This window comes from Janthinobacterium sp. 75 (genome assembly GCF_004365495.1).
Classification (GTDB): domain Bacteria; phylum Pseudomonadota; class Gammaproteobacteria; order Burkholderiales; family Burkholderiaceae_D; genus Janthinobacterium.
In genome coordinates this window covers 219,233-243,706 of record NZ_SORD01000002.1, presented here as the reverse complement: position 1 = coordinate 243,706, position 24,474 = coordinate 219,233, and the positions used below count along the sequence as shown (strand labels likewise).

Genomic DNA, 24,474 nt, shown 5'->3' with positions numbered 1-24,474 from the left:
TATTTCTTAAAGATGGTGATATGATTAATTCAGTGGACTTGCTCTACGATAAAACAGTCCCAGCCTGGCGCAGTCACCAACGATAGTGTGGCGCGGCAAACAGGTGTAGCGTTGCATAAACGCCTGGGTCTGGAAGCGGTTTGCGATGCCGACGATGTGCTCGCGAACGCCGGATGCAACCGGCAGCGAGGCGACGCCAGGAGATACCTGGGGCTCGCCTTCCAAATTCCCCTTCCTTGCTTTTCGGACGCCGCAAATGCAGCGCTCCGCGGCACGGCGGCAGACGTAAAAAAAGCACCCACAGGTGCTTTTGTTGTTTCTGGCGCGGCAATGTTGACCTACATGCGGGCGCGCGATCCCTGCATGGCGTTCGGCAGTTGCGTCATCCACGGTTCCGTGATGGCGCGGATTTCGCGATCATTGGCCAGGATTTGCTTGAGCAAGTCAATCTTGCGCTGGCGCGTAGCGCCGGCCAGGGCAGGCACTTTGCCCGTCATGGTCGTGCTGGCGGCGCTGGCGCACTGGTTTTCCAGGGTGTCCAAGCCATCCCAGTCGCTCGAACGTGCGGCGACGACCATTTTGTTGGTCATTCCTGCAATATTTTCATACATCGAGAGAACGTCGTTGGAGGTCATGAGCACACCCGTAACTAGTGAATGGATTACCGCTTGTCTAGATTAGCGGCAGGTTCAGCGGGAACTTGAGGGTGTTTTTGAAAAAAAAGTGAAAATAATTTGGATGGTTGTGGCTGGCTGCCGGAATCTCCCGCCGAGCCGTTGTTCCGCATGCGAAAAAGGTATGATTCTCAGGCTATGATTTTGCTTATTTTCATCGAAAGGATCGCCATGCACGGTTTGCGTTTTTCCTGGTCCCGGACTCCAGTCCAGGCTGCCATCGCCCTCGCCCTGGCCGGCGCCACCGTGGCCTATGTACCGGCTCAAGCGCATGGCCAGCAAGCGGCCACCAGCGCCGCTGTCCCCGCTGCCGCCACGGCGTCGCCCGGCGACGACTTCTATGACTACGTGAATGGCGACTGGCTGCGCAGCACGGAGATTCCCGCCGACCGCAGCAGCTGGGGCTCGTTCGCCATCCTCGCCAACTCGACCAACGAGCGCATCATCGGCCTCGTCGAAGGCCTGGCGGCGGCGCCGCAGGCGGATGCATCCGCACGCCAGGTCAGCGATTTTTACCGTTCCTGGATGGATGAATCGGCCATCGAAGCGAAAGGCTGGGCGCCGATCAAGCCCTTGTTGAGCAAGATCGATGGCATACGCGACCAGGCGGGACTGGCACGCGCGCTGGGCGAGAGCCTGCGCGCCGATGTCGATCCGCTCAATGCTACCAATTTTTATACGGAAAACCTGTTTGGCCTGTGGGTGGCGCAAGACTTGAACGACACCACGCGCAATGTGGCCTATCTGCTGCAGGGCGGGCTGGGCTTGCCCGACCGCGCCTTCTACCAGGACGACAGCGCGCGCATGCAGGGCTTGCGCACTGGCTACCAGGCGCATATCGCCGCCATGCTCAAGCAGGCTGGTTACAGCGATGCGCCAGCCCGCGCCGCGCGCGTGTTTGCGCTGGAGCAGAAAATTGCCGCCAGTCACGCCAGCCGCGAAGAGTCGGCCGATGTCGCCAAGGGCAACAACGCGTGGCGCGCCGCCGACTTCGCCAGCAAGGCGCCTGGCCTGGACTGGAAAGCCTTCTTCCAGGCTGCAGGCCTGGGCAGGCAGACCGATTTCATCGTCTGGCACCCGACGGCCATGAAGGGCAGCGCGGCGCTGGTGGCGAGCGTGCCGCTGGCGACCTGGAAGGATTTCCTGGCTTTCCACGCGATTAACCATTTCAGCACCACCTTGCCGAAGGCGGCCGCCGATCAGCGTTTTGCCTTTTACGGCAGCACCCTGAGCGGCACGCCGCAGCAGTCACCGCGCAGCAAGCGCGCGCTGGCGGCGACGAACGCGGCCCTCAGCGACGCCGTCGGCAAGCTGTACGTGGAGCGTTATTTCCCGCCTGAATCGAAAGCCCGCGTGCAAGACATGGTGGGCAATATCGTCGCTGCCTTCTCGCGCCGCATCGACAAGCTGGACTGGATGGCGCCGGCCACCAAGGCGCAGGCGCAGGAGAAACTCCAGACCCTGTACGTGGGCGTGGGCTATCCGGAACGCTGGGCCAGCTATGCGGGCTTGCGCGTGGTGCGCGGCGACGCGCTGGGCAATGTGCAGCGGGCGGAGCAGTATCATTACCAGCAGGAACTGGCCAAGCTGGGCCAGTCGCCTGACCGCAAGGCCTGGGCCATGCCGGCGCAGTTGGTCAACGCCGTCAACTTGCCGCTGCAAAATGCGCTGAACTTCCCAGCTGCCATCCTGCAGCCGCCTTTCTTCGACCCGCAAGCCTCCGACGCGGCCAATTATGGCGGCATTGGCGCCACCATCGGCCATGAGATCAGCCACAGCTTCGACGACCAGGGCGCGCAGTTCGACGCTCAGGGCAAGCTGCGCGACTGGTGGACACCGGCCGACCTGGCGCATTTCCAGGCGGCGTCCCAGCAACTGGTGGCGCAGTTCGCGGCCTATAAACCGTTTCCCGATCTGGCCGTGAATGGCCAGCTGACCCTGAGCGAAAACCTGGCCGATCTGGCTGGCGTGGCGGCCGCGCATGACGCGTTCAGCTTGTCGCAGCAAGGCAAGCCGGCGCAGCCGGGCGCGGACCGCGCATTCTTCACGGGTTACGGCGTCAGCTGGCGCAGCAAGGCGCGCGAAGCGGCGGCGCGCCAGCAAATCCTCACGGATGGCCATGCGCCGGCGCAATACCGTGCCGCCACCGTGCGCAATCTCGACGCCTGGTACCCGGCCTTCGACGTCAAGCCGGGGCAGCAGTTGTACCTGGCGCCGGAACAGCGCGTGCGCGTCTGGTAGTCATGGCCGGTGCCAGCGCGTAGCGCGCTGGCACCGTAAAATGGGGGAACATATCGATAGGACCGCCATGATGCCAACCCCGCCGCAAGACCCCATCCACGCCATCACGGGCCGCACCCTGGCCCATTACGACGCCAGTGCCGAGCAGTTTTTTGAAGGCACGCGCGACCACGACGTCAGTCAGAACATCAACGCGCTGCTGGCCGCCATCGACAGGCCCGCGCCCTTGGCGATCCTTGATCTGGGCTGCGGCCCTGGCCGCGATCTGAAGACGTTCACGGCCATGGGCCACCATGCCACGGGCGTCGATGGCTGCCCCCGCTTCGTCGAGATGGCGCGCGCCTACAGCGGCTGCACCGTATGGCAGCAGGATTTCGTCGACCTCGAGCTCCCCGCTGCGCACTTCGACGGCGTGTTCGCGAATGCCGTGCTGTTCCACGTGCCCAGCGCCGTCTTGCCCGGCGTGCTGCGTGCTTTGTACGCGTGCCTGAAGGAGGGCGGCGTACTGTTCAGCTCGAATCCGCGCGGCCAGAACGAGGAAGGCTGGAATGGCGCGCGCTATGGCAGCTACCACGACGAAGCAAGGTGGGCCGCCTACGTTCAGGCGGCCGGTTTTACCCTGATCGAACAGTATTACCGTCCACCGGGCTTGCCGCGCGAACAGCAGCCGTGGCTGGCCACTGTCTGGCGCAAGGGCGCGTAATCGATGATGTCGGCGCTGTGTTAGGAACCGTACAGAGCCTTTGATTTTCCCTGGGTACTATGGACACATCGACACGCATGAAGCAGTTTGCAACAGCGTGTGAGCCGCAGTCCCGGCCCTGATGGGCCGGACAACAGATGCACCAACTACAGTGAGGATCCATCATGAACAAAGATCAAGTCGAAGGTAAACTGAAGGAAGTCGGCGGTAAAATCCAGGAAGCCGCTGGCAAAGTCGTCGGCAGCGAAGAACAGCAAGCCAAGGGCCTGGCAAACCAGGTCGAAGGCAAAGTGCAGAAGAAGGTCGGCGATGTGAAAGATGCAGTCGACACCATCACGCGCAAACCGTAATTTGCCGTACGCATAAAAAAACCGCCGCCTGTCGCAAGACAGGCGGCGGTTTTTTATTTGAGGCTGGTCAAACTTATTTCGCTGGATTGGCCAGGTTTTGCTTGAAGAACATTTCAATTTTCTTGTACACGTGACGCTGGCCCGCGCGCGACGAGATGCCGTGCTTGGCGCCCGGATACGTCATCAGGTCGAACTGCACGCCGCGGTTCACCAGCGCGTCGATCAAGCGCGTGCTGTTGCTGAACAGCACGTTATCGTCGGCCATGCCATGCACCAGCAGCAGCGGCGACTTCAAGCCGTCGAGGTGGGCGAACACGGTGCTGTCCTTGTAGCCCTCCACGTTCTCTTTCGGCATGCCGAGGAATTGCTCCGTGTAGTGGGTATCGTACAGCGACCAGTCGGTCACGGGCGCTACCGAAACACCCATGGCGATCTTGTCGGAGGCTGCCGACAGCAAACGCAGGGTCATGAAGCCGCCATAGCTCCAGCCGAACACGCCGATGCGCTTCGCGTCGACGAAGCTTTGCTTGCCCAGCCAGTCGATGCCGACCAGTTGGTCGGCCACTTCGGCTGCGCCCAGCTTGTGATAGATGGCGTCCGTGAACGCGCGCTCGCGGCGCGACGAGCCCCGGTTATCGAGGCGGAAGACGACAAAGCCTTGCTGCGCCATATACTGATCGAAGTTATTGCCCCAGCGGCGAGCCACGTGCTGCGAGTGCGGGCCGCCATACGTCGACAGGTAGACGGGATAGCGCTTGCTCGCGTCGAAGTTCGACGGCTTGACGATGGAGTAATACAAGGTCTGGCCATCGTTGGCTTTCAGGGTGCCATACTCCGTCGGCAGGTGGTCCGCCTTGTATCTGGCGTACGGGTGGCTCGCGTTCAGCGCGTTTTCTTCCAGCCAGCCCACCATGGCGCCGTCAGGACGGTGGATGCTTACCTGCGGCGGCGTGGCCGGGTCGGAATAGGTGTCGACAAACACTTCGCCATTGCGCGAGAACGTCGTGTCGTGCCAGCCGTCCGCTTTCGTCACGCGCTGCGGCTTGTCGGCGGTGCTGCCGTCCAGCGCCAGAGCGTAGGTCTGCTTGTCGATCACCGCGTCGCGGTTAGACGACACATACACTTTGCCGGTTTTCTGGTTCACGGCCAGCACGCTGTCGATGCCCCATTCACCGGAAGTGACCGGGTGCAGCAGCTTGCCGCTCATGTCGTACAGGTACAAATGGTTGCGGCCCGTGCGCTCGGACGACCACAGGAACTGGCCGTTGGCGAGGAAGCGCAGGTCGTCATGGATGCTGACCCAGGTCTTGGCCGTTTCCGTCAGCAGGGTGCGCTGCGCCAGCGTCGCTGCATCGACGGCGACCAGGTCGAGGGTCTTCTGGTCGCGCGACTGGCGCTGGTATACCAGCGACTTGCTGTCCGCGCTCCAGTCGGCGCGCACCAGGTAGATGTCCGCGTTCGTGCCCAGGTCCACCTGGCGTTGCGCACCCGTTTCCGGCGAGACGATCAGCAGCTGTACCAGCACGTTCGGGTCGCCGGCGGCAGGGTAGCGCTGTTCGACGACGTCGGTGCGGTCGGCGAAGATTTCAAAGCGGCGCACGACGGGCACGGGTGCTTCGTCGTAGCGTTTATACGCGATGGCGCTGTCGTCGGGTGCCCAGTAGTAGCCAGTGCGCTGGCCCATTTCTTCCTGCGCCACGAATTCGGCTTCGCCGTTGTGGATCGTGCCCTTGCCATCCGTGGTCAGCTGGCGTTCCTTGTTCGTATTGAGGTCGATCACAAAGATGTTTTGATCGCGCACAAACGACACATAGCGGCCTTTCGGCGAAATTTTCGGGTCCAGTACATTGCCCTTGGCGACCAGGCGGGCCTTGTCCGGGTGGGCCGCATCGACCAGGTACAGATTGCCGGCCAGCGGTACCAGCAGCTGCTTGCCATCGGGCGACCAGCTGTAGCTGAGAATGCCGTTCAGGCTGGCCGTGCGCTCACGTTCGCGGCGCGCCTGCTCTTCGGGCGAAATCGTTTCATTCGGCACCAGCGCCTTGGAGTCGATCAGGCGGTGCGTGCTCTTGTCCTTGAGCTTGAATTCCCACAGGTCGAGATGGAACTGGTTGTCGGCGCGGCCGCGCAGGAACGTGACGCGCTCGCCATCGGGCGAGACCTTCAGGTTGCGCACGCCGGGGCCGGCCAGCGCCGGATCGGCGTGGATGCGTTCCAGGGTCAGCTTTTCAGCCGATGCGGGAACGCTGGCCATCGCGGCCAGAAAACAAAGAATAAAACGCATGGATGTCTCGGTAGTTGGAAGAATGAATAACGCTGCATGCCAAACAGGGCAGGCAGGATCGAGCGTTGCCTAAGCGTAAGACGATACCAGAGCGTGCCTGTTTATGCGATAGCCCCGGCCACGGAATAAGACGTTCCTGGCCGTATTTCCTTCGTCAAAAATATCCAACAGCCGCCCATTCCATGGCACTTTACTTGGTTCAGGCCAATATCGTACCTTCTATCACGGTCAGGCATGCGCCGCCTATCCAGGCGTGGCCATCGCGGAAATTGACGGATACGCGGCCGTCGCGCTGCAGGCAGGTGCCCTGGCGCACGCGGTAGTCGGCGCCCGCCAGCAGGTGCGCGATGCAGGCGTTGGCGCTGCCCGTGACGGGATCCTCAACCAGTGCGCCGTGCTCGCTGAGCAGCGCACGCACTTCGTAATCGGCCGGCCCGCCGGCGCCGTGCGCGCCATAGAGGGCCAGTCCGTCAGCCATTGACGCGGCCAGCAATGCCGTCAGGGCCGCGATGTCGGCATGGATGGCCAGGCAGGCCGCGGCGCTTGGCAGCGGCACGCACAGCCAGCGGATGCCCATGTCGACGACAGTGCCGCCAGCGACCGCCGCGTCGTCCAGCGCCGTTTGCAGCAGCGGCAGCAGCGCGGGGGCGAGCGCGCGCGTGGTGCAGGGCGGCGCCTGGAACGCCAGTACGCCGCCGGCGCCGCGTTCTATCTGCACCAGGCCGACGCCGCATTCCTGCACGATGCGCGCGCCCTTGGGCCGCATGCCCGCATCGAGCAGGGCGTGCGCCGTGCCCAGGGTCGGGTGGCCGGCGAACGGGAATTCCATCTCGGGCGAAAAAATCCGCACGCGGTAATCGGCGGCGGGATCGCGCGGCGCCAGCACGAAGGTGGTTTCCGACAGGCCGGTCCAGCGCGCGATCGCCTGCATCTGCGCGTCATCGAGGCCATTCGCATCGAGTACCACGGCCAGCGGATTGCCCAAGAAAGGCATCGTGCTGAAGACATCGACTTGCCGGAAGGGGCGCTGTTGCGGCATGGCGGTTTCCTTGTTGGTTTATCGGGCGGCGCGCAGGCGTTGCAGCGACAAACGGTTCAAATACCAGGTCAGCAGCACGGCAGCCACCGTCAAGCCCGTGACCAGGCCGATCCAGAAACCGGCAGCGGCCATCGGCTCGGCCGGCGACCAGGGGAAACCGGCCGGCGCGAGGCCCAGCACATAGCCGATCGGCAGCGAGAAGCCCCAGAAGGCCAGCAGCTGGATCAGCATGGGCTGGCGCGTCACCTTGTAGCCGCGGATGGCGCAGGAGGTGGCCACTTGCGTGGCGTCGGACAGCTGGAACAGGGCGGCAAACAGCAGCAGCTGCGCGCACAGGGCCTGCACCTGCGGATCTGACGTATAGGCTTGCGCGATCTGGTGGCGGAAGACAGTGATGACGGTGGCCGACACGATGGCCGCCGTCAGCGACATGGCCACGCCCACCCACGAAATGAAGCGGGCGCGGCGCAGATTGGCTTCGCCCACGGCATGGCCCACGCGCGTCACCAGCGCGATGCCGAAGGTGAGCGGCACCATGAAGACGACGGACGAGAAATTCAGGGCAATCTGGTGCGCCGACACCTGGATCACGCCGAAGCGCGCCACCAGCAGGCTGATGACGCCAAAGGCGCTCACTTCGGCAAAGTAGGTCACGCCGATGGGCAGGCCCAGGCGCAACATGGGGCCGATGGACGACAGCTGCGGCCATTCCCAATGCGTGAATGGATACGTGGCTTGGTAGGCGGGCGCGATCCTGATCCAGACCAGCATGGCCAGCAGCATCATCCACACGCAGCAGGTGGTGGCCACGGCGCAGCCCACGCCGCCCATCTTCGGCATGCCCCAGTGGCCGTAGATCAGCAGGTAGTTGACGAGGATATTGAGGCCCAGCGCGGCCAGCGCGATGACCATCACGGGCTTGGTCTGGTTGATGCTGGTGCTGTAGCCGTACAGCGCGCGGTAGGCGGCGAACGGCGGCAGCGCACAGCTGATGATGTGCACGAACAGCTTGGCCTTGGCCGCGACGGCGGGTTCGAGCATCAGGTGGTCGAACACCAGCGCCGCCATGTTCGTCAGCAGGCAAGCCAGCAGGCCCACGAGCAGCGCTTTCCATAGCGACTGGCGCACGATGTGCGGCACCTGGGCGTGGCGCGCGGCGCCGATTTCATGCGCCACCAGGGTATTGATCGCCATCATGATGCCGCTCACGGTGACCAGCACGATGGACCAGATGGCCGCGCCCAGCGACACGGCCGCCAGTTCTTCGGGATTCGTATGCCCCGTCATCGCCACGTCGGCCGCGCCCATGCCGACGGTGGCCAGCTGGCCGATCAGGATGGGCCAAGCCAGCTTCCACAGCGAAGAAATTTCAGTACGGACGGCAGGCAGGGTGAACGAGGTGGTGTGTGGCATAGGCGGCAACCTTAACTAAACACAACATTCTACTGGCATTCGCCGTGTTTGTCCGCCGAGGCATTCCTGACGCCCGGGCGCGGTAATCATTTGTTACAGCTAAGTGGGCCAGTCGCGGATAGACTGCGCGCTCTATTTGGCAAAATGACCAAATAGTCACACCGCATTATCCTGACTATGGAGTAAGACCATGTTGAAGAAAGCCTTGAACTGCGCCCTGTTGTTGGGCGCCGCCATGACGGCCGAGCTGGCCGGCGCCGGCGAACTGACCCTGTATTCGCGCGACGATTATCACGGCCGCTCGCAGACCGTGCGCGACGCCGTCGCAGACCTTGAAGACGTTCGTTTCAACGACACGACGCAAAGCATCCGCGTGCGCTCGGGCCGCTGGGAAGCGTGCGAGGAAGCCGATTTCCGCGGCGACTGCTTCCTGCTCGAAGCGGGCGACTATCCCTCGCTCGATGGCCGCGCCAACAAAATCACGTCGCTGCGCGAAGTGCGCGGCGGCTGGGACCGTGGGCGGGACCGGGAGCGCGAGCGAGATTGGAATGAACACCGGGATCGTGGCCGCGAGCGCGGCCATCTGCCGGGCCGCGCGCTGGGCGGCGAACTGACCTTGTACACGCGCGACGACTTCGTCGGCCGCAGCCTGAGCGTGCGCAATGGCGCGGCCGACTTGCGCGAACGCGACTTCAATGACACGGCGCAAAGCGTGCGCGTGCGCGCCGGGTACTGGGAAGTGTGCGAGGACGTGGGCTTCCGCGGCCGCTGCCGCACGCTGGGTCCCGGCGAGTACGCGAGCCTGGAACGCATGAGCAACCGCATCTCGTCGGTGCGCGAAGTGCGCTGATGCGGGGCAGTTAGTACGCCAAATGGCAATAACCGGCTCTCGCAGGGCTTGTTATTGCTTTTGGTAACAATTTATTGTGCTTTTCCCATACTTTGTTACACCGTTTTTTCTACGGATGGCTACACTGACATCAGTTGTCATGTCGATCACTTGGCTTTGCCGCCGCCGGAGACCGCTCCATGAATCGCCCGTTCGCCTTTGCTCTGCTGTGCGTCAGTTCGCTATTTGTCCATTTTGCCGCGCAGGCGGGCGAGATCCGCTTGTACACCGAGGATAATTTCAAGGGGCGGGTGGTGGTCTTGCGCGAGACGAGGGATGACCTGTCGCGCGTCAATGTCAATGACACCGTCTCGAGCATCCAGGTCGATTCGGGCAGCTGGGAAGTGTGCGAGAGGAGAACCGTCCGCGAAATGACGCGGGACTGGTGGTGCTATATGGCCGCGCGTTACTGAAGGGACGGGGGCTGCAGGTGAACCGCGACGTCAGCGATCTGGTACGCCTGAACTTCAACGACCAGGCTACATCCATCGCCATCAACGAAGGCACCTGGGAAGTCTGCACGAACTCGCAGTGCAACGGCAGCTGCGAGCGCATGGGGCCGGGCAAGCATGAAGTGCTGAACACGGCGCTCGACAAGCGCGCTTCCTCGCTGCGCCGCCTCTACTGAGCGCATGACCGGGCCTTTGCCGTGGCCTTGTATTTGTTACACTAGCATCCTGGCGCAACAGCCAGGCAAATCATCACCAAAGAATGAAGAATGGAGTTAATCATGACGGGCCCTTTCAAACACACGCTGGCATGCGCGGCCACCTTGCTGCTTTCGCTGGGCGCCCATGCGGCCGCCCATGCAGGCGATATCACCCTGTTCGAAGACGTTGATCTGCGTGGCCGCGCAGTGAACCTGCGCGAGACGACGGACGATCTGTCGCGCTTTGGATTCAACGACAAGGTGTCGAGCATCCTGGTGCGTTCGGGCACCTGGGATGTGTGTACCGATGCCGGTTTTCGCGGCAATTGCCGTACTCTGGGGCCGGGCGAATACCGTTCGATGCCGGGCATGAACGACGCCATCAGTTCGGTGCGCGAGTCGGGCCGCGGCGATGGCAACAATCCGGGGCGCCCTGGGCGCGATCCCGACCGGGGGCATGGCGGCGGCTATGGCCGTGGCGGCACCCTGGAAGTGTATTCGGGCGCAGGCCAGAATGGCGGCTCGGCGCGGCTGAACCGCGACACGGACGATTTCGTCAATATCGGTTTCAACGACCGCACCACCAGCATCGTCGTTTATAACGGCTACTGGCAGCTGTGCAGCGATTCGAACTATAACGGCGTGTGCCGCATCTTCGGCCCCGGCCGTCACGACGACCTTGGACGCGGCCTCGATGGGCGCGTCTCGTCGGCGCGCATGGTCGACGAGCGCGAAGCGCGGCGCCAGCAGCAATACGACCGGCCGCAGTATGAACAGCCGCAATATCCGCAGTACCAGCAGCCGCAGTACCAGCAGCGCGGCGCCGTCCTGCTGTTCCCCGAAGCGGGCATGCGCGGCGAACCGCTGGCGCTGGACCGCAATGCGGAAGACCTGGTGCGCTACAACTTCAATGACCGCGCCTCGTCCATCGTCGTCAATGAGGGCCAGTGGGAAGTGTGCAGCGATTCGAATTTCCATGGCCGCTGCGAAGTGATCGGGCCGGGCGAATATGGTCGCCTGAACGGCATGGAAAACCAGATTTCCTCGCTGCGCCGCGTGCGCTGATTTTCTCCAGCACACATGCTGACAGGCCGCCTGCCGGGTTGATCCCGCCGGGCGGTTTTTACATTCGCTGCCGTGCGCTGACATTTGCTTGCTCTTTGTTACACTCGCCGCCTGCCGCCCGGACTACACTGGCGAAAATGTAAACAGTATTGGAGTTGTCATGGTTCGATCTTTCCGCCCCGCGCTGCTGTGCGCCGCCACCTTCCTCGCCCCCCTTGCCGCATCCGCGGGCGAAATCACCCTGTTCGAGGACGCCGGTTTCCGGGGCCGCCCGGTCACTTTGCGTTCCGATATGGGCGACCTGTCGCGCATGGGCTTTAACGACAAGACCTCCAGCATCATCGTGCGCTCGGGCACCTGGGAAGTGTGCAAGGACGCCAATTACCGGGGCAACTGCCGTGTGCTGCAGCCTGGCCGCTACGACAGCATGCCGGGCATGAACGACGCCGTTTCTTCCGTGCGCGAAGTGGGCCGCCCGGGCCATGGCGGCGGCGATCACCGTCCCTATCCGCCGCGCCCTCCGCGTCCGGAGCCGGAGCGTCCTCATCCCGGTTATCCAGGCCATGGCGGCGGACACCGTCCCGACATGAATGGCGCCGTGCTGATGTTTCCTGATGCCGGCATGCGCGGCCGGCCCGTGCGCCTGGACCGCGAAGTGCGCGACTTGAGCCGCTATGGCTTCAACGACCGCGCCGAATCGATCGTCGTCAACTACGGCCGCTGGGAATTCTGCGTCGATGCCAACTTCCGTGGCCGCTGCGTGGTAATGGGGCCAGGCAGCTACGGCCGCCTGCACGGTGGCCTCGAACGCCGCATATCCTCGCTGCGCCGCGTGCGCTAGGCTTTTTTCGCTGCCACTTTAAGCGCCCGCGCGACCTGTGTCCCGCGGGCGCTGTTGTATTGTGCGCACGCTATGTCGCCGCCAATTCGTGTACTCTTCCCATAGGCAGTTCAACCATGGGGAGCAAGCACGGTGGAATACAAGGACTACTACAAGGAGCTTGGCGTCGAAAAGACGGCGACCGAGGCCGAGATCAAGAAGGCCTACCGCAAGCTGGTACGCAAATACCACCCCGACGTGAGCAAGGAGCCGGACGCCGACAAGCGCACCAAGGCCCTGAATGAAGCTTACGGCGTGCTGGGCGACGCGGAAAAGCGCGCCGCCTACGATGAACTGGGCCGCAACCAGGGCGCGCAGGGCCAGCCCTTCCGTCCGCCGCCAGACTGGGGTTCGGGCTACGAATCCTCGGGAGCCGACGACAGCGACTTCTTTGCCGACCTGTTTGCCCACGTGGGCGGGCGCCGCCGCGCCGGCGGCAGTTTCCAGATGCAGGGCGAGGACAGCCACGCCGCCATCACCATCGATTTGCACGACAGCTATCACGGCGCCAAGCGCCACATCGTCATGCGCATGCCCGAAGCTGACGCGCAGGGCCATGTGGTGACGCGCGAGCGCACCCTGGAAGTGACGATACCGAAAGGCGTCACGGAGGGCCAGCAGCTGCGCATGAAGGGGCAAGGGAACCCGGGCAGCGGCGGTGCGCCGGCCGGCGACCTGTATCTGGAAATCCGCTTCCAGACGGATGCGCGCTACAAGGTGGAAGGGCGCGACGTGTTCGAGACGGTGCCCGTCACGCCATGGGAAGCGGCGCTGGGCGGCGAAATTGCCGTGCCCACGCCATCGGGTACGGTGGCCGTCACCGTGCCGCCCAATTCGCAGACGGGGCGCAAGCTGCGCCTGAAAGGGCGTGGCATTCCCGCCGCCCAGCCGGGCGACCTGTATCTGCTGCTGGAAGTGGTGCTGCCGCCGGCGAACGATGACAAGGCGCGCGAACTGTATGCAACCATGGCGCGCGAGATGGCTTTCAATCCGCGCCAGAAGCTGGGAGGGTAAATCATGACAAACAAGGTAATTGGCGAACTGCTCGAAGATCGTGCCCTGAGCCTGGAGGAACTGGCGCGCGCCTGCGCCGTGGAGCCGGACTGGGTGGTGCAGCATGTGCAGACGGGTGTGCTGCTGCAAAATGGCCCGCCAGCGGGGCAGCTGACTGCCTGGCGCTTCACCAGCCTGGATCTGGTGCGCGCGCGCCGTCTGCACGAAATCGAATCCGTGTTCGATGCGAACGCCGAACTGGCCGCGCTGGTGGTCGATTTGTCGGAAGAAGTGGCGCGCCTGCGGCGCCGCCTGCACGTGCTGGGCGTCGATTAGACCATGAGCCCTTATGCCGGCTCGCCGTGGCGTGTCACGGTGAGCCTGGCTATATAAAACTGCCGGTCGACGACCACCCGGTGCGGGATGCCGGCCACGTCGAAGCCTGGGCCACCGTCTTCCATCCATTCCTGCGCTAGCGAGTCGAATTGCTGCGGCGTCATGCGCAGCATCTGCGCCGTGATGACGAAGCGCGCGCCAGGTTTTTGTTTGTTGACGAAGTCGTCGATGCCGGCCATGTGAATCTCTTCAAGGTTGTGTCTGAAATCGGGGTCAGACCCGACGGGTCTGACCCCAGCAGTTGTTTGGGGTTTGCTCAGGCATGATACCCGTCCCCGAGCGCTTCTAAAACCCTTGCGCCAGCAGCGGCAGCTGCTCCGCAAAGCGCTCGGTCAGCCACTTGCCCGCCTGGCCGGGCGGCGTGTCGGCGCGCTGGATCAGGTAAATCGGATAACTCTCGCCCTTGTCGACGGCCAGCGGCAGGTGTACCAGGCGGCCTTCTGCCAGGTCGTCGCGCACCATCGCTTCGGGCATGTTGCCCCAGCCCAGGCCCGCACGCAACAAGGCATGCTTGGAACCGAGGTCGCCCAGGCGCCAGTTGCGCAATCCCAGCACCCCGAAATCCTGGCCCTGCGTCAGGTCGCTGCGGTCGCTGAGCACCAGCTGCACGTGTTCGCGCGCCACGTTGGAGGCAATCGGCCCTTCCAGCTGCGCCAGCGCGTGGCTGGGCGCGGCCACGGGAATCAGTCGCACGTGGCCCACGGCCAGGCGCTCGAAGACGCTGGCCGTGGCCGTCATCCAGCCACCGAGGCCGATGTGGCAGCTGCCATCCATCACCAGCTGCGCCACGGCGCCCATGGCTTCAATGCGCAGGCGCAGGGCGACGGTGGGGAACTGCGCCTGGAACGATTCCAGGACGCGCACCAGCACGCAAGTGGGAAACATGACGTCGACCACCACCGACACTTCCGCCTCCAGCCCGCCGGCCAGGGCCTTGGCGCGCGCGCGCATGCCGTCCACCTTCAGGGCCACTGCGCGCGCGTCGGCCAGCAGGGCCTTGCCCGCATCCGTCAGGGTGGGCTTGCGCTTACCGCGGTCGAGCAGCACCACATTCAGTTGTTCTTCCAGGTTGGCGATGGTGTAGCTGATCACCGACTGCGTGCGGTGCAGCTGGCGCGCCGCGTGGGCGAAGCCGCCCGCGTCGATGACGGCGACGAACACGCGCAACTGGTCGAGCGAAGGTTGGCCCGGTTCTCTCATGGGAACTCCCTATCTAAAATTTCGATGCTAAACATTTATATTTATACGGTTTCATCGATGGTAGACCCGAACTATGCTGTGTGCAAGGGCTGCGACGTGGCCCATCCCGTCATCCATATCCATAGGAGCAATTCATGAGCAAGGTCTTGTACATCAATAGCAGCGTGCGCAACGGCGGTTCCCTGTCGCGCCAATTGTCCGGCGAATTCGTGGCGAAACTGACCGCCCAAGGGGCCAGCGTCGTCGAGCGCGACCTGGCCGCGCAGCCCGTGCCGCACCTGACGGAAGAGGTGATGGGCGCCTTCTTCACGCCGGCAGCGCAGCGCAGCGCGCAGGCAGCAGCGGCGGTGCAATTGTCCGATACCCTGGTCGATGAATTGCTGGCCGCCGACGTGCTGGTGCTGGCCGCGCCCATGTACAACTTTTCCGTACCTTCGACCCTGAAGGCGTGGATCGATCACGTGGCGCGCGCGGGCCGCACTTTCCAGTACACGGCGACCGGCCCCGTCGGTCTGGCCACGGGCAAGAAAGCTGTTATTTTCACGGCCAGCGGCGGCGTCTACAGTGCAGGCCCCGGTGCCGCGTATGACTACCTGAGCACCTATCTGCGCACGGCGCTGGGCTTCATCGGCATTACCGACATCGAGTTCGTGCAAGCCGAAGGCGTGGCCATGGGCGAGGATGCCGTCGCCAGCGCGATTGCCAGGGGCCGTGCCTCGATCGAGGCCCTGGCCACCTGAACTAGGTCTTCAGGGGGATTGCCAATCTGCCATGGTTGACATAAGCTTGCCGGCGGCACGCCCCGTGCCAGGCCGGCGAACGGTTCGCCATGAAAGTCCCCCATGCACAAGTTGGCAAGCGCAGTATTGTTCGGGTGTTCCCTGCTGGCGGCAGGCATTGCGCAAGCGCAAACTGGGCCAGTGGCGCCGCCTCACGTGGGCCGCCACGCCTCCACGCCCGAAGATATCCGCGCCATCGAAAAAGTCGTCGCCGACTTCCAGGCGGCCCTGATCGCCAAGGATGTCAAGCTGCTGTCGTCGCTGATGCTGCACACGAACATTTTGTTCGCCTCGCCGGCTGACGATGCTTTCATCAAGAAGATGCGCGACACGACGGACGTCCACTTCGACGGCGTCGGGGCGGCCGGCTACGTCGGTTTCGCCAATTTCATCAAGCGCGAACCGCAGCGCACGGAAGAAAAATTCTACAACGTCAAGATCACCCAGGACCGCCATGTGGCGTGGGTCAACTTCGACTATGAATTCCTCGTCGGCGGCACATTGTCCAACTATGGCGTGGAAGCGTGGCAATTGGTCAAGCGCGACGGCGAATGGAAAATCCTCAGCGTTGTCTGGTCCATGCATCCCGCTGCCGAGGCAGGAAAGTAGGCCCCAGCCGTGACGCGTCAGTCGCGCGGCAGTGCGCGCATTGCCGCCGGGCCAGCTGCGTTCAGTACGGAGTTGCCCAGTAATAATTTTTTCGCATCGTCTATACTTTCAGCTTGCACACGTAGTTAGCCTGACAAGTGTGCTGTCACCGGCCTGGCTGGTGCAAGCAGATGCTTGTCTGTCGTCATGCATGAAGATGATGTAGTCATGCATCCCTTTTCTCCTGTGCCGCCTGATAAAAAGAGAGCTGAATTGAGTATCCTGATCAATCGCGAGCGCATGGTTTTACCCTTTACCGCGTCAGTCCGTAGAGACAAGCTGTCCGGCCATGTCATTTTTGGAGCGCACATCGTGCCGATAAAGTATGTTGATTTTTATGAGGTGAATTACACGGCAGAGCGCCTGCGCGGCTGCAAGCTGTGGGGCGCGTACGTCGCCATCTATGCCCCCTCGTCCAACCCCATGCATCGGGTGAATCTGGTGCGCAAGCGCCGGGTGTCGGCCGACCACCAGTTTACAACGGAAGCGGACGCCATGACGGAAGCGGGCGAGGTGGCCGTCAAGCTGGTCGAGCGGCGCCAGCGCCGCTATGTTTTCCATCCCTGATGCCATTGCGCAGCATCCTGCAGCGCGCGCCATGGCAGGATTTGCACGCGGCCGGAATGCACGGCTTCCAGCGCCACGTGCGTGACGGGCTCATCGGGCGTGGCAGCTGCGCATAGCTTGATGACGAGGAAGTGTTTTTCCTTGTTGGCTGGCGTGACGGCCGTCCATTTACTGTTCAGTAATTTGCTCGGACGTACGTTGTTGTGCTTTTGAAGGTGCATGGCGGCTCCCGGATTGGCGTGATGGCGATGTTGCCATTATCATGCCATACCCGCCACGCACGAGGACCGCCATGAAACGCCAGTTGCACCTGCTCGTCATCGACCCGCAAAACGATTTTTGCGACTTGCCCGCCACCTGGCTGCCGCCAGGTGCCGCGCCGGCCTTGGCCGTGCCCGGGGCCCACCAGGACATGCTGCGCGTGGCGCAGCTGATCCGTGAAGGGGGCGGCGGTTTGACGCAGATCAGCGTGACCCTCGACGCCCACCACCGCTATGACATCGCCCACCCCGCCTTCTGGCGCACGGGCGATGGCGGTCCCGTCGCGCCGTTTACGCAGATCAGCGCGCAGCAGGTGCGCGCCCGCCTGTTCCTGCCCGCCGCCAGCGACGCCTTGCCACGCGCGCTGGCTTACCTCGATGCCTTGCAGCAAGCGGGGCGTTACCAGTTGATGGTGTGGCCCGTGCATTGCGAGATCGGCAGCTGGGGCCAGAATATCCATGCGGCCGTGCGCGCTGCCTACAACGCCTGGGAAGTGGATCAGCTGCGAGTGGTCGCCAAGCTGAGCAAGGGTTCCAACCCCTGGACCGAGCATTACTCGGCCGTCATGGCGGAAGTGCCCGATGCCCAGGATGCGGCCACCCAGCTCAACCTGGATTTCCTCGCCACCCTGCTGCCGGCGCAGCAGATCTATATCACGGGCGAAGCGGGCAGCCACTGCGTGAAAGCCAGCACCGAGCACATCGCCGATTATCTGGAAGCGCAGCAAGGCAAGCCGGCCCTGTCGCGACTGGTGCTGCTGACCGACTGCATGAGTCCCGTCACGGGCTTTGCAGCGCAGCAGCGCGACTTCCTTGCCGCCATGCACGAGCGTGGCGCGCGCCTGGCGTCGTCCGCCGAGGTCTTGCCCGAGTTGCTGTCCAACGCGCTGGCCTGAGCCACTGTCGAGCGTTCCCTGCTGAAATGCTTGCGGTGGCGTACTATTCTGGCTTCAGGAAGTTGGAGAAAACACACATGACCCCGATAGTGCGCAGTTTGCTGGAAACCGATCTGTATAAATTTACAATGTGGCAAGCATTGCTGCACGGTCATCCGAACACCCATACCGAATACGAATTTGTCTGCCGCAACGCGACCGCCTTCCCGCTGGCCGAACTGAAGGTCGAGCTGGAAGAGCAGCTCGACCACCTGTGCTCGATGTCGTTTGCCGACGACGAGCTGGCCTATTTGCGCACCCTGCGCTTCATGAAGAGCGATTTCGTCGACTTTTTGACAGTGTTCCGCTTCCAGCGCAAGTTCATCGACGTCAGCACGGATGGCGACACCTTGCTCGTGCATGCGGCCGGGCCGCAAGTGCACGTGATGGGTTTCGAGATTTTCGTGTTGTACATCATTAATGAACTGTATTTCCGCCGCTTCGACCTCGATGTGGCCATGCGCGAAGGGCGTCACCGCCTGGGCTTGAAAGTGGCGGCCGTCAAGGAGTTTGGCAAGCTGCCGCGGCGCAAGCATCCGTTTGAGTTTTCCGATTTCGGCGTGCGCCGGCGTTTTTCCGGCGCCTGGCACGATGAGGTGGTGCAGCGCCTGGCGCATGAAGTGCCTGAGTATTTCAAGGGCACGTCGAATGTGTATCTGGCGAAGAAGCTCGGTATCGTGCCGATCGGCACGATGGCGCATGAATACATGCAGTCATTCCAGTCCTTCGGCGTGCGCCTGCGCGACTTTCAAAAGGCGGCACTGGAAGACTGGGTGCAGGAATACCGGGGCGACCTGGGCATCGCCCTGACGGACGTGGTGGGCATGGACGCTTTTCTGGCCGACTTCGACCTGTATTTCGCCAAGCTGTTCGACGGCTTGCGCCACGATTCGGGCGACCCCGTCGAGTGGGGAGAGAAGGCGCTGGCCCACTACGCGGCCCTGCGCATCGACGCCAACACCAAGCGCCTCGTGTTTTCCGACGGCCTGGACCTGGACAAGGCCTTCGCCCTGTACCAGCACTTCGCCGACCGCATCATGACGGGCTTTGGCATCGGCACCAATCTCACCAACGACGTCGGTTTGACGCCGCTCAACATCGTCATGAAACTGGTGCGCTGCAATGGCCAGTCGGTGGCGAAACTGTCCGACTCGCCGGGCAAGACCCTGTGCAAGGATGAAACCTTCCTCGCCTACTTGCGGCAGGTGTTTCACCATCCTGCCGTGCAAGTACCGGTCTAGAAGCCTGCGACCACCGTGTTCATGTGCTCGACCTGGGGAGGGGCGGCAAAGAATTCGCCCACCAGGCCGCGCCATGCCTGGAAGTCGTCGCTGCCGCGGAAATGCACGGTATGGTCTTCCAGGGTGCTCCAGCCCACCACCAGGCGGTAGGCATCGCCGTTTTCGATCGAGCGCTCCAGGCGCATCGATACGCAGCCGCGCGCGCGCTGGAACAGGGGCACGGCTTTGGCGACGGCCGCCTCGAAAGCGTCATGCGTGGCCGATTTGATCTGGATGTGGGCAATTTCAAAAATCATGGCAAGTTCCACTGTGGAATGAAGGAAGCTTGATCTTGCCATAGTTTGGCCGCGCGGGGGAGGGCCTCAGCCCGCAAGCGCGTGTGCGCCTGCGGGATGGCATGCGCCCATTCCCTTTTCCGTTCCCGTTACTGTGGAGTGCCGATGTCGACAACGAGGCGTAATACGCCGCGCCATGCCGCCATGCCGCCATGCCCTGCTTCGACCTGCGAGCCTGTAAAAAATTCTGCCTCAGCCTGTAAAATCCTCGATCAAGTCGCAAAAGTTTGATAAATATCCAGTATGGCTGCCAAGTCGCGCTAAGATACGCCTTGCGGTGCATTCTGCAGGCAGGGATGCGGGATCAATCTTTCATAGGAGAACTAAATGGCAGCGAAGAAAATTCTGTTTTTGACCGGCGATTTTGCAGAAGATTATGAAACGATGGTGCCGTTTCAGGCCTTGCTGATGCTGGGCCATACCGTGCATGCCGTCTGTCCCGGCAAGAAAAGCGGCGAGACGATCAAGACGGCCATCCACGATTTCGAGGGCGACCAGACCTACACGGAAAAGCCGGGGCATTTGTTCACCCTGAACGCCAGTTTCGACGAGATCGACCCGGCCGACTATGACGCCGTGATGATCGCCGGCGGCCGCGCGCCCGAATACCTGCGCCTGAACGCGAAAGTCATCGCCGCCGTGCGCCACTTTGCCGACGCGGGCAAGCCTGTCGCGGCCGTCTGCCACGGCGCGCAATTGCTGGCCGCGGCCGATGTCATCCGCGGCAAGCGCATTTCCGCCTATCCCGCCTGCGCGCCGGAAGTGACACTGGCGGGCGGCACGTATGCCGACATCGCCGTCACGGACGCCGTCACGGATGGCCAGTTCGTCACTGCCCCGGCCTGGCCCGCGCATCCGGCCTGGCTGGCGCAGTTCGTCAAGCTGCTGGGCACCGAAATCCGTTTGTAACGTCACACTTGCCCGGCGTGCCAGCATGCCGGGTGTTTATCCTCCCTAGAATCGATTCGAGTTTTTCATGCATGCGCCGCGCAGTCAACCTTCCCGCAAACAACTTCCAGCCTCGCGCTGGCGCCAGCGCCGCCTGGCGCAGGCCGAATCGGGCCTGAGCGCCGCGCAGGAACGCCAGTTGGCCACCCTGCATGAGATCTCCACCCTGCTGGCGGGCCAGCACGCCATCGATGCGCTATGCCGTGGCTTCCTGCGCCATGTGATGCAGTTTGCGCAAGCCGAAGGCGGCACCGTGCGCATCCTTGATCCCCAGCACGATACCGTGCACATCATCGTGCATGAGGGCATTTCGGATGCCATGGTGGAAGAGGAACATTGCATCCGCAACAATGATTGCCTGTGTGGCGCTGCCGTGGCGCAGGGCGTGATCCAGATCCGCGATTTCCGCCAGGTCGATGCGCTGCAGCGCTTCCGCTGCCAGGACGAAGGTTTTATCGCCATCGCCGTTTTCCCCATCCTTGCGCGCGAGCAGGTAGTGGGCAGTTTTTCGCTGCACTTTGCGCGCCCGCAAGCCGTGCATGCGCAGCAGCAGGGCTGGCTGGAGACGCTGGGCCAGAGCCTGGGCATCGCCATCGAGAACCAGCGCCTGATCGCGCGCGAGAAGGAATTTGCCGTCGCGCGCGAACGCAGCCTGCTGGCCGAAGGCTTGCATGACAGCATCGCGCAAAGCTTGAACTTCATCAGCCTGCAAGTGCAGATGCTCGACGATTCCGTGCGCCGGGGCCAGCTCGACGAGGCGGCTGAAGTGCTGCCGCTGATGCGCATGGGTGTCGAGCAAAGCTACCAGGATGTGCGTGAATTGCTGGTCAATTTCCGCACGCGCTGGCATGGCAGCGACCTGGAAAGCAAACTCAGCGAAGTGCTGGCCAAGTTCGAGCTGCAGACGGGCGTCGTCGGCACCCTGGACATGAGCGGCAATGGCGCGCCGCTGGCGCCGGAGCAACAGCTGCAGATCCTGTTCATCGTGCAGGAAGCGCTGTCGAATATCCGCAAGCACGCGCAAGCGAGCAACGTGGCGCTGCGCGTGGAAAACGGGCGCGATTTTGCGCTGCAGGTGCGCGACGATGGCGAAGGCTTCGCCGCCAACCTGCGCGACAAGAAAACGGAGTTGCAGATCGGCTTGCGTATCATGCAGGAAAGAGCCGAGCGGCTCGGTGCGCAATTTGCCATCGACAGCACGCCCGGCGGCGGCACGACGATCTCGCTGGCCTTGCCGGCAGCCCGGCGCCAGGCCGCGTAACATCAGATTCATTCCTACCAGGTAGAAGATACAAATACGTGAACGCTCCAATCAAAATCCTGCTGGTCGACGACCACACCTTGCTGCGCAGCGGCGTCAAGCTGCTGCTGCAGCGCAATCCTCTGTTCCAGGTGGTGGGCGAGGCATCGAACGGGCTTGACGGCGTGCGCCTGACGTCCGAGCTGCGGCCCGACGTGGTACTGATGGATTTGAACATGCCCGGCGTAACGGGCGTGGAAGCGCTGCAGCTGATCTTGCAGGACATGCCGCAGATGGTGGTGCTGATGCTGACCGTGTCCGAAAACGCGGCCGACCTGGGCGCTGCCCTGCGCGCGGGCGCACGCGGTTACTTGCTGAAAAATATAGAAGCCGAACAGCTGGGCCAGGCCATCTGCCGCGCCGCCGCCGGCGAATCCGTGATTGCCGACGCCATGACGGCCAAGCTGGTGTCCCAGTTCCGCGCGGGGCAGAACGCGCCCCAGGCCGACTACGACAAATTGACGCCGCGCGAGCGCGAAGCCATGGCTTGCCTGGCGCAAGGGCTGAGCAACAAGGAAATCGCGCGGCAGCTGGATGTGGCCGAAAGCACGGTGAAAATCCACGTGCAAAACATCCTCAAAAAGCTTAAGCTCAGCAGCCGCGTGCAGATCGCCGTGTATGCGGTCGAGCGCGAACTGGGCAGATAAAAATCAAGCAAAGCGCAAATAGGCCACGAGGAATGCGCGATTGTTTGATCTGCATGGCGTTCCGGCCTAGACAACCCTAGTTCCTTTGACGTATGGCCTTGACGGTGCCTGCGCATTACACTCTTAGTCATTCGCTAATCTAATAAGAGAGTGTCATGCATAAGGTCAACGTCGATGGCTTGCTATCGAGCCAGGCTCTGTTCCGCCATATTTCCCCTTCGCAATTAGAACAATTGCGCCAGGATGTCGTGCGCGTCGAAGTGGAAAAAGGCAAAGTGCTGTTCCGCAAGGGCGAAGTGGCGGAAGGCGCCTATGTGGTGGTCTTCGGCCTCGTCAAGCTGAGCGTATTCTCCATGGAAGGTACCGACAAGGTACTGGAACTGATCCGCCCGGGCCAGAGCTTCGGCGAAGCCATGATTTTCCTCGATGAGCCGTACCCGTTCTGCGCCGAAGCGCTTGAGCACTGCCTGCTGCTGCGCATCCCGCCGCACGCGCTGCTGCGCCTGCTGGACCAGTCGCCCCGCATCGCGCGCCAGATGATGAACAGCCTGTCGCACCACCTGATGGGTTTTATCCGCAACGTGGAACGCTGCTCCGTGCAGAACGCCACCCAGCGCGTGGTCGAATACCTGCTGCAGGCGTCGGACCAGCAGCGTTCGAACGAGGTCAAGCTGGACTTGAAGAAAAGTCTGCTGGCATCGTTCCTGAACCTGGCGCCCGCCACCCTGTCGCGCGTGCTGCACCAGTTGACGGACTTGCATTTGATTAAAGTCAGCGGTTCGCTGATCCAGATCCAGCCCGATGCCTTGAAAACCTACCGCCATGGCTCCGCCACGGCCATGCTGAACTAAGCTTTTTCAGCAGGCAAGGTCAGCCGCCAGAACAGCAGGGCGAGCAAGCTGACCGCCGCGCCCAGCGCGCATACCCCATGCCAGCCCGCCAGCGCATACACGCTGGTGGCGGCAATCGCTCCCACACCGCTACCCACCGCATAAAACAGCATGTAGCACGCCACCAGGCGGCTGTGCGCGTCGCTGTCCTGTTTGAAAATCAGGCTCTGGTTCGTCACGTGGATGGCCTGCCCTGCCAGGTCCAGCGCGATGATGCCGACGATCAGGGGCCACAGGGCCGTACCGGCAAACCCGAGCGGCAGCCATGCAGCGAGCAGCAATAGCAGGGCCGCGCCCGTCGTCCATTGCGCGCGGCCCTTGTCGGCCAGCGCCCCGGCACGCGCCGCGCCCAGCGCGCCGATCACGCCCACCAGGCCAAACGCGCCGATGGCCGCATGGCTATAGCCTTGCGCCGTCAATGGCAGCACCAGGGCACTCCAGAAAATATTGAACACGGCAAACATCAGCATGGCCAGCATGCCGCGCACGCGCAACACCTTGTTATGCATCAACATGTCCAGCATGGAGGCGAGCAGGGCGCCGTAGGCCAGCTTCTGATTGGATGGCTGCGCTGGCGGCAGCTTGCGCCACAGCAGCAACAGCAGGGCGCAAGCCATGGCCGCCGAGACGAAATACACGGCGCGCCAGTCGGCGAGATCGGCCACCACGCCGGACAGCGTGCGCGCCAGCAGCAAGCCGATCACCACGCCGCCCTGCGCCATGCCCACCACCCGGCCCCGCTCGTGGCTGGCCGCCGTGCTAGCCGCGTAGGCAATCAAGCCTTGCGTCATGGCCGTGCCCAGCAAGCCCACCAGCAGCATGCCGCCCAGCAGGGCGGCCGTGGAGCGGGCGCAGCCCAGCGCCGCCAGGGTGATGGCCAGCAGGCCCAGCTGGATCAGGGTCAAACGGCGCCGGTTCAGCATGTCGCCCAAGGGCACGAGCAGCAGCAGGGCCAGCGCGCAGCCGATCTGCGTGGCCGTGATGACCATGCCGCTGGCGGCGTCCGTCATGCCGAATTCGTGCGCCAGGGTAGCCAGCAAGGGCTGGGCGTAATACACATTGGCCACGCTGAGGCCGGCTGCCGTTGCAAACAGCCAGACGAGGGTGGGCGGAAGTGCGGTCGTGAGGGGAGGGTTTGTGTCGCGCAT

28 protein-coding genes are annotated in these 24,474 nt (G+C 63.0%); 19 read left to right on the top strand and 9 right to left on the bottom strand.

Going from position 1 to position 24,474, the window contains the following annotated elements; all coding sequences use genetic code 11:
• Nucleotides 1–338: 338 nt before the first annotated feature.
• A complete protein-coding gene (locus C8C89_RS25450; protein ID WP_243858419.1) occupies nt 339–590 on the bottom strand; it encodes a flagellar protein FliT in 252 nt (83 codons plus the stop codon).
• A gap of 255 nt (nt 591–845) precedes the next feature.
• Between C8C89_RS25450 and C8C89_RS25445 the strand changes: the two genes are divergently transcribed.
• The 3 genes from C8C89_RS25445 (at nt 846) to C8C89_RS25435 (ending at nt 3,968) form a co-directional block, all read left to right on the top strand.
• On the top strand, nt 846–2,915 hold the full coding sequence (locus C8C89_RS25445) for a M13 family metallopeptidase (protein WP_133993879.1): 2,070 nt from the start codon (nt 846–848) through the stop codon (nt 2,913–2,915).
• A 70-nt stretch (nt 2,916–2,985) separates the two neighbouring features.
• Nucleotides 2,986–3,618 carry a class I SAM-dependent methyltransferase gene (locus tag C8C89_RS25440; RefSeq protein ID WP_133994173.1) on the top strand — a complete coding sequence of 211 codons (633 nt, stop codon included), beginning with the start codon at nt 2,986–2,988 and terminating at the stop codon, nt 3,616–3,618.
• Nucleotides 3,619–3,782: 164 nt separating this feature from the next.
• Complete coding sequence (locus C8C89_RS25435; RefSeq protein ID WP_101484190.1) at nt 3,783–3,968, top strand: CsbD family protein; 186 nt, start codon at nt 3,783–3,785, stop codon at nt 3,966–3,968.
• A gap of 73 nt (nt 3,969–4,041) precedes the next feature.
• Here the strand turns inward: C8C89_RS25435 and C8C89_RS25430 are convergent, their stop codons facing one another.
• From C8C89_RS25430 to C8C89_RS25420, 3 genes are all read right to left on the bottom strand, one after another.
• Nucleotides 4,042–6,252, bottom strand: a complete 2,211-nt coding sequence (locus tag C8C89_RS25430; protein WP_133993877.1) for a S9 family peptidase — start codon at nt 6,250–6,252, stop codon at nt 4,042–4,044.
• A 199-nt stretch (nt 6,253–6,451) separates the two neighbouring features.
• Entirely contained in the window at nt 6,452–7,291 is an 840-nt protein-coding gene (locus C8C89_RS25425) for a PhzF family phenazine biosynthesis protein (RefSeq protein WP_133993875.1), read from the bottom strand.
• 18 nt (nt 7,292–7,309) lie between these two features.
• Complete coding sequence (locus C8C89_RS25420; RefSeq protein ID WP_133993873.1) at nt 7,310–8,704, bottom strand: MATE family efflux transporter; 1,395 nt, start codon at nt 8,702–8,704, stop codon at nt 7,310–7,312.
• 190 nt (nt 8,705–8,894) lie between these two features.
• Here C8C89_RS25420 and C8C89_RS25415 point away from each other — a divergent pair, with 190 nt between their 5' ends.
• From C8C89_RS25415 to C8C89_RS25385, 7 genes are all read left to right on the top strand, one after another.
• Nucleotides 8,895–9,554: a beta/gamma crystallin-related protein gene (locus C8C89_RS25415; protein ID WP_133993871.1), complete on the top strand. Its 660-nt coding sequence runs from the start codon at nt 8,895–8,897 to the stop codon at nt 9,552–9,554.
• Nucleotides 9,555–9,733: 179 nt separating this feature from the next.
• The gene (locus tag C8C89_RS25410; protein ID WP_133993869.1) at nt 9,734–10,006 is read left to right on the top strand and encodes a beta/gamma crystallin-related protein; all 273 of its coding nucleotides are present in this window, start codon (nt 9,734–9,736) and stop codon (nt 10,004–10,006) included.
• A 17-nt stretch (nt 10,007–10,023) separates the two neighbouring features.
• Nucleotides 10,024–10,221 carry a beta/gamma crystallin-related protein gene (locus C8C89_RS25405; protein ID WP_243858417.1) on the top strand — a complete coding sequence of 66 codons (198 nt, stop codon included), beginning with the start codon at nt 10,024–10,026 and terminating at the stop codon, nt 10,219–10,221.
• Between the two features lie 102 nt (nt 10,222–10,323).
• Nucleotides 10,324–11,307 carry a beta/gamma crystallin-related protein gene (locus C8C89_RS25400; protein WP_166674910.1) on the top strand — a complete coding sequence of 328 codons (984 nt, stop codon included), beginning with the start codon at nt 10,324–10,326 and terminating at the stop codon, nt 11,305–11,307.
• A 160-nt stretch (nt 11,308–11,467) separates the two neighbouring features.
• Nucleotides 11,468–12,148, top strand: coding sequence for a beta/gamma crystallin-related protein (locus C8C89_RS25395; protein WP_133993863.1), 681 nt, complete (start codon nt 11,468–11,470; stop codon nt 12,146–12,148).
• A 132-nt stretch (nt 12,149–12,280) separates the two neighbouring features.
• Nucleotides 12,281–13,201 (top strand): DnaJ C-terminal domain-containing protein, encoded by a 921-nt coding sequence (locus tag C8C89_RS25390; RefSeq protein ID WP_101484198.1) that lies wholly within the window; start codon nt 12,281–12,283, stop codon nt 13,199–13,201.
• 3 nt (nt 13,202–13,204) lie between these two features.
• A complete protein-coding gene (locus C8C89_RS25385; RefSeq protein ID WP_099665182.1) occupies nt 13,205–13,516 on the top strand; it encodes a MerR family transcriptional regulator in 312 nt (103 codons plus the stop codon).
• Between the two features lie 11 nt (nt 13,517–13,527).
• Here the strand turns inward: C8C89_RS25385 and C8C89_RS25380 are convergent, their stop codons facing one another.
• Nucleotides 13,528–13,755, bottom strand: coding sequence for a hypothetical protein (locus C8C89_RS25380; RefSeq protein ID WP_133993861.1), 228 nt, complete (start codon nt 13,753–13,755; stop codon nt 13,528–13,530).
• Nucleotides 13,756–13,861: 106 nt separating this feature from the next.
• A complete protein-coding gene (locus C8C89_RS25375) occupies nt 13,862–14,776 on the bottom strand; it encodes a LysR family transcriptional regulator (RefSeq protein ID WP_133993859.1) in 915 nt (304 codons plus the stop codon).
• A gap of 134 nt (nt 14,777–14,910) precedes the next feature.
• Here C8C89_RS25375 and C8C89_RS25370 point away from each other — a divergent pair, with 134 nt between their 5' ends.
• The 3 genes from C8C89_RS25370 to C8C89_RS25360 all read left to right on the top strand — a co-directional run bounded on the left by C8C89_RS25370 (nt 14,911) and on the right by C8C89_RS25360 (nt 16,770).
• Entirely contained in the window at nt 14,911–15,516 is a 606-nt protein-coding gene (locus C8C89_RS25370; RefSeq protein ID WP_133993857.1) for an FMN-dependent NADH-azoreductase, read from the top strand.
• A 102-nt stretch (nt 15,517–15,618) separates the two neighbouring features.
• Nucleotides 15,619–16,164, top strand: coding sequence for a nuclear transport factor 2 family protein (locus C8C89_RS25365; RefSeq protein WP_133993855.1), 546 nt, complete (start codon nt 15,619–15,621; stop codon nt 16,162–16,164).
• Between the two features lie 174 nt (nt 16,165–16,338).
• Nucleotides 16,339–16,770 carry a hypothetical protein gene (locus tag C8C89_RS25360; protein WP_133993853.1) on the top strand — a complete coding sequence of 144 codons (432 nt, stop codon included), beginning with the start codon at nt 16,339–16,341 and terminating at the stop codon, nt 16,768–16,770.
• Here the strand turns inward: C8C89_RS25360 and C8C89_RS25355 are convergent.
• Entirely contained in the window at nt 16,752–16,991 is a 240-nt protein-coding gene (locus C8C89_RS25355) for a TIGR02450 family Trp-rich protein (protein ID WP_101484204.1), read from the bottom strand. The genes C8C89_RS25360 and C8C89_RS25355 overlap by 19 nt on opposite strands.
• Nucleotides 16,992–17,062: 71 nt before the next feature.
• Between C8C89_RS25355 and C8C89_RS25350 the strand changes: the two genes are divergently transcribed.
• Both C8C89_RS25350 and pncB read left to right on the top strand, forming a co-directional pair.
• Nucleotides 17,063–17,926 (top strand): cysteine hydrolase, encoded by an 864-nt coding sequence (locus C8C89_RS25350; RefSeq protein ID WP_133993851.1) that lies wholly within the window; start codon nt 17,063–17,065, stop codon nt 17,924–17,926.
• A gap of 77 nt (nt 17,927–18,003) precedes the next feature.
• Nucleotides 18,004–19,206 (top strand): nicotinate phosphoribosyltransferase, encoded by a 1,203-nt coding sequence (gene pncB / locus C8C89_RS25345; RefSeq protein ID WP_133993849.1) that lies wholly within the window; start codon nt 18,004–18,006, stop codon nt 19,204–19,206.
• Here pncB and C8C89_RS25340 read toward each other — a convergent pair.
• On the bottom strand, nt 19,203–19,502 hold the full coding sequence (locus C8C89_RS25340; RefSeq protein ID WP_101484207.1) for an antibiotic biosynthesis monooxygenase family protein: 300 nt from the start codon (nt 19,500–19,502) through the stop codon (nt 19,203–19,205). The genes pncB and C8C89_RS25340 overlap by 4 nt on opposite strands.
• Nucleotides 19,503–19,868: 366 nt before the next feature.
• Here C8C89_RS25340 and C8C89_RS25335 point away from each other — a divergent pair, with 366 nt between their 5' ends.
• The 4 genes from C8C89_RS25335 (at nt 19,869) to C8C89_RS25320 (ending at nt 23,287) form a co-directional block, all read left to right on the top strand.
• Nucleotides 19,869–20,450 carry a DJ-1/PfpI family protein gene (locus C8C89_RS25335; RefSeq protein WP_101484208.1) on the top strand — a complete coding sequence of 194 codons (582 nt, stop codon included), beginning with the start codon at nt 19,869–19,871 and terminating at the stop codon, nt 20,448–20,450.
• 67 nt (nt 20,451–20,517) lie between these two features.
• On the top strand, nt 20,518–21,750 hold the full coding sequence (locus tag C8C89_RS25330; RefSeq protein ID WP_101484209.1) for a GAF domain-containing protein: 1,233 nt from the start codon (nt 20,518–20,520) through the stop codon (nt 21,748–21,750).
• 38 nt (nt 21,751–21,788) lie between these two features.
• On the top strand, nt 21,789–22,436 hold the full coding sequence (locus tag C8C89_RS25325) for a response regulator (RefSeq protein WP_133993847.1): 648 nt from the start codon (nt 21,789–21,791) through the stop codon (nt 22,434–22,436).
• A gap of 155 nt (nt 22,437–22,591) precedes the next feature.
• Nucleotides 22,592–23,287 (top strand): Crp/Fnr family transcriptional regulator, encoded by a 696-nt coding sequence (locus tag C8C89_RS25320; protein WP_034759676.1) that lies wholly within the window; start codon nt 22,592–22,594, stop codon nt 23,285–23,287.
• On the opposite strand, the gene C8C89_RS25315 is transcribed toward C8C89_RS25320, so the two are convergent.
• On the bottom strand, nt 23,284–24,474 hold the full coding sequence (locus C8C89_RS25315) for an MFS transporter (protein WP_133993845.1): 1,191 nt from the start codon (nt 24,472–24,474) through the stop codon (nt 23,284–23,286). The two genes, C8C89_RS25320 and C8C89_RS25315, sit on opposite strands and share 4 nt — an antisense overlap.